This is a genomic window from Actinomyces sp. MRS3W (assembly GCF_032465695.1).
GTDB lineage: Bacteria > Actinomycetota > Actinomycetes > Actinomycetales > Actinomycetaceae > Actinomyces.
This window is the reverse complement of record NZ_JAWDJJ010000137.1, coordinates 1-4,754: the sequence shown is the minus strand read 5'-3', so window position 1 is coordinate 4,754 and position 4,754 is coordinate 1. Positions and strand designations below refer to the sequence as shown.

At 70.2% G+C, this 4,754-nt stretch carries 3 protein-coding genes; all 3 read right to left on the bottom strand.

Annotation, left to right across the window (positions count from 1 at the left end; translation table 11 throughout):
- Nucleotides 1–1,785 (bottom strand): murein biosynthesis integral membrane protein MurJ (gene murJ / locus RWX45_RS04800; protein ID WP_410050675.1); only part of this gene is annotated, 1,785 nt, incomplete at its 3' end.
- Nucleotides 1,782–4,037 carry a DUF6049 family protein gene (locus RWX45_RS04795; RefSeq protein WP_316022630.1) on the bottom strand — a complete coding sequence of 752 codons (2,256 nt, stop codon included), beginning with the start codon at nucleotides 4,035–4,037 and terminating at the stop codon, nucleotides 1,782–1,784. The genes murJ and RWX45_RS04795, both read right to left, overlap by 4 nt.
- Nucleotides 4,034–4,543 (bottom strand): NUDIX hydrolase, encoded by a 510-nt coding sequence (locus tag RWX45_RS04790; protein WP_316022629.1) that lies wholly within the window; start codon nucleotides 4,541–4,543, stop codon nucleotides 4,034–4,036. The genes RWX45_RS04795 and RWX45_RS04790 overlap by 4 nt, the downstream gene beginning before the upstream one ends.
- Nucleotides 4,544–4,754: the final 211 nt, after the last annotated feature.

Genomic DNA, 4,754 nt, shown 5'->3' with positions numbered 1-4,754 from the left:
GGGCTTGGTGGGGGCGGTGGGTGCCAGGGCGGTGCCCAGACGCGTGATCGCCCGCCCCAGCCCGCCGGGCAGCATCCGCCCGAGCTTGCTCACCATGCGGGAGAGCGGGCTGAAGAAGACGTTGAGTTCTTCCACCCGCAGCAGCCTGGCGGCCACAAGATAGGTCACCGACATGCACACGGCCGCGACCAGAATGGTCACGAGGGCGTCGACCTGACGCGAGCCGCTCAGTGAGCCCCCTGCCGGGTCGAGCAGGCGGCGGATGAGCAGTCCCACCAGTACGGCCGGCAACGCCGAAATGATGAGGCGCACATAGGTGCTGATGACCCGGGCGCTGTCCAGATCCGGCAGGTGGCGGCGAATCAATGGCACCAGGGTGAGGAACCCGGCGATCTGGCAGGTGGCCGAGCCAACCGCCGCCCACACCATCCAGGAGGTGGCCGGCGCCAGCAGATAGGCGCCCGCGCACATGACGATGGGAATGATGCCGACGACGGTGTCGGCGATGAGCAGACGCTTGGTGTCCGCGTAGGCGAGCATGACCCGCTGCATGGTGAACCAGATGCCCTGCCCGACGATGCCAATCGCCAGCACCGTGAGGATGGGGGCGGAGGCATTGGCCTCGGCCCAGGAGATCGAGGGGACGAACACCTGCAGCGCGGGCGCCGCCAGCGTGCCGATGCCCGCCGCGAACAGCACGGTGAACACGGCGATGGAGCGCAGACCCAGCGAGAGGTCATCGCGCACCCCCTCCCGATCACCGGCGGCGGCCTTCTCACTCATCCGCGTGAACAAGGCGGTGATGATCGAGGTGGTGATGAGCGACTGCGGCAGCATGTACACCAGCTGAGCGTTGGCATACATCGTCGTGGACGGAACGATCACATCCGCGTAGGCGGCCGACTCCGCGGCCGTGACCGCGCGGGAGCCGAGGTTGATGGCGGCCAGGTCACCGAGGCTGACAATCCCCGTGCCCAGCAGCGCCCACAGGGCTACCCGGGACATGCTGCCCAGGCCCGTGCCGCGCACCCCGAAGATGATCCGCGGATGGAATCCCGAACGCACGAGCGGGATGTACAAGATGAGCGCCTGCGCGGCGATACCCAGCGTCGTCGTCGCCCCGATGAGAGCGATGCGCCCCGCATCCCAGATGCTCGGATCCTGGCCGGAGGTGTAGCCGCCGTAAATACGCAGGTAGGCGAGGATGGAGACAATCGAGATGATGTTGTTGAGGACCGGCGACCACATGTAGGGCCCGAAGCTGGAGCGAGCGTTGAGCACCTGACCCCACAGGGCGTACAGGCCGTAGAAGAAGATCTGCGGCATGCACCAGAAGGCGAAGGCGAAGGCGAGCGGCTGCCACCGGCCCAAGCCCGAGGCGTACAGCATGATGACCAGGGGCGCGGCCACCGTGAGCAGCGCCGCCACCGCGGCAATGAGGAGCGAGGCCGCGGTCAGCAGCCGGTTGACCAGCTCCTCCCCATTGCGTTGCCGCAGCGCGCGCACGATCTGCGGCACCAGGATGGCGTTGAGGATGCCGCCGATGAGCAGGTTGTACAGCTGCGTGGGCACGGTGTTGGCCGTGTTGAAGGCATCCGCCGCGCCGGAGGCGGTGGCACCCAGGGCGGTGACCAGCAACGCATTGCGCACCAGGCCCAGGATGCGGGAGGTAAGCGTGCCCGCGGCCATGACGGCGCTGGACCGGGCGATCGACGGCGCCGCCTTGGACGGTGCCTCCTGCGGCGTGTGGCTCGAGGTCCGGGTCTGCGCCCCGTCCTGCTTCATGTGCGCTCCCTGGGTGTGGCGGTGCGGCGTCCCCGGCGCACGGTCCGGATGATGCCGGCGACGAGTAGGACAACCAGGACCCCGCTGAGGATGCGGGTGCCGACATTCTCCCAGTCGGCCCGCACCCGCAGGTGGACCGTTGAGGGCGTGCCGACACTGGTCCCGTCGGCGGCCAGCAATTCAATGGTCAGGTCGACGTCACCGGAGCCGACGGCGGTCACCGGCACGCTGGCGGTGGTCTGCCCGCCCGCGGGAACGGTGACGGTGACGTCCTTGGATGTCTGCAGCCGGGGCGAACTCGACTCCAGATGCACGCGCACCGTCACATCCTGACCAAGGGAGGAGACGATGCGCACGGGCAGATCGGCGGCCGCAGCGATGAGGTTGATGGTGCTCGACGGCGCCGCCGCCAGCCCCTCGGTGACCGTCTCCCCCCGATTGCGGGCCTGCGCGATCATGGTGGTGCAGGCGGGCCCATCCGTGCGCCAGGACGCCGAGGTGGCCAGGGCGATGACATCGGTGGCCACGCCGAGGGCGCCATCCGGGTCGCTCAAGATCGACGCCACCAATTCCAGGCGGGTGGACGCCGCGCGCGCCGCCGCCAGGGTCATCGCCGTCAACTCGCCCTCGCCGGTGGTCGACTCCGGCAGCGGCATGCGCATCGCCTCGCTGCCTTCCGCCGCGGACTCGGCGGCCGTCTGTGTGAGCGCTTTCAAGTCCTGGGCCTGGGTCCAGGTTGACGAGGTGAGGGCGGTCAGGCGCTCGCGGAGCGTAGCGGGGTCCGTGCGCGCCGCATCCTCGCGGGACACCGCCACGATGACATCGCGGCTCATGGCCGGTGCCTGACGGGTGAGGATGGCGGTCTCGCTGCGCAGCAACTGGACCGCGTTGAGATCGGACAGATCCGCGTCGCCCTCCGTGGTCACCAGATTGCCGCTAATCGCCGCGGATAGCCCCGCGTCCGGGATGAGCAGGGTGCGCCCGTCCAAAATCATGGTGCCCGACGGCGTGTAGGTGAGGTCCTCCGCCACCGGGGCGTCGCCGGGGGCGGCCAGCACGGTGGTGACCGAATCCGGCAGGGCCGCGAGCGTGGTGGTGTCCAGGGCGCCGGTGGACCAGACAAGGTCGGTGGCGGCGCCCTCCTGGGCCGCCTGTGAGCTCGCGGCGCGGGTGAGGGCGGAGTCGATGAGGTCATTCTCGCCCAGGTGGGCCAGGGCGGCCAGGTCGGCGTCGGCCCACGGCAGGACGACGACGTCTCCCGCCGCGAGGGCTGCGGCGAGGCCCTCCCGGAGCGCGGTGGCGTCAGCGTCGGTGGACTCCGCGGTGGAGTCGGTTGAATCCGCTGTGGCAGTTGCGGCGTCGGTGGGGTCGGGTGAAGCTTCCGCGGTGCCGGTGGCGGTTGCCTGCGCGGCAGCGGAGCTCAGGCCAAGGGCGGCAAGCAGGGCCGGATCCACGGCCAGAACGACGCCGTCGTCCGCCAGGTCCAGCAGCCCGAGCACCCGCTCGCGCAGGGAGGAGAGTGTCTGGCCGGAATCCGCGTCGGCGTCGGCGGTCGAGGCGTCGTCGTCGGCCGAGGCGGAGGACACCGGTACCTCGGCCGGCTCGGCTGCGGTGAGGGCCAGCAGCTCCTGGGGGGATGCCGTCACCGGCACGAAGGCGGTCACCCGGGCGGGGCTAACCCGCACGCCCGGATTCCAGAGCAGGATGGTGCGATCCTGGGTGATGGTCGTATACCCCTGGGTCAAGGCCACCTGCACGCCGCGCGGACCCCACTGGTCGGTGTCGGTCAGCGGGAGATTCTCCGAGCTCAGGGTGACGGTGAAGCTCACTTCCGTCCCGGGGGCCACCGCCTCGGTCAGCGACTCCAGCTTGACGGTGGCCAGGGGCGTGTCGTGCTCCGCCGCCAGCCAGGAGGTCAGCTCCGTCGTCGTCAGGGCGGTGCGTGACTGCATCTGGACCACGAGCATGGGGTCCTTCAGCGTTTCCTCGGTGCCGTTGGTGATGGTGCCGGTGAGCGTCACGTCCTCTCCGGAGCCAATGACCTCGGGGGTCAGTTTCGTCACGGACAGGGTGACCCGCCCCTCGGTAACCGCATCGACGGTCGCGGGCTGAACGGAAACGGACGGGCCGGCGCCGGGAACGACGGCCTGCGCAGTCGGCGCCACCAAGAGGAGCAGCGCCGACAGCATCGCCGTCAATACCCGCACCACGGCACCTGGCCTGGTCGGGTGGAGGGCCGGGATGCGGCTCACCCGTCCCCCACCAGGATCTCCTTGGCCGCGGCGACGATGCGGCGCTCGTTGGGGTAGGCCAGCCGCCGGGCGACGTCGTCCAGGGTCACCCATTCGACGTCCTCCGCCTCGTGATCGGGATCATTCTCGGTGGTGAGATGACCACTGAGTGCCTCCAGGAGGAAGTGGTGGACGACCTTGTGCACGCGGTGGTCCTCGCCGGCGAACCAGTAGTCGACCGTGGCCAGGTGTCGCAGGACTCGACCGGTGATACCGGTCTCCTCTGCGATCTCGCGGACGGCCGCCTCCTCGGCGGTCTCCTCACCCTCCAGGTGCCCCTTCGGCAGGCACCACTCCAGTCGGCCGCCGCGGTTGCGGCGCGCAATGACGGCGGTGACGGCCCGGCCATCCTGAACGTCGATGATGAGCCCGCCCGCGCTGGTCTCGTCGACAACCGGCAGTGAGCGCGCGGTCGTGCGCCGCGGCCGGCTACCGGCGCGGGGCATACGAGTGCGGTGGGACGACATAGGGACACTCTAGGCGGTCTGCCCGGTGATCGGCCTCGCTTGCGTTCCGCGTGGCAGGCTTAGGCCGATGACCGACCGCCCTACCACCACCGCCACCACGCCCCCGTCCCGCCCGGAACACGGCACCCGCACCGCCGTCGTCCCCGAGGAGCGCCCCGACGCCGACGGCCTGACCCCCACGGCCCGTCGGGCGCTGCGACACCTGCCCGAC

Bases quoted from the DNA above. Each gene is read 5' to 3' on its own strand.
- RWX45_RS04790 (WP_316022629.1), bottom strand. From the start codon at position 4,543: ATGTCGTCCCACCGCACTCGTATGCCCCGCGCCGGTAGCCGGCCGCGG.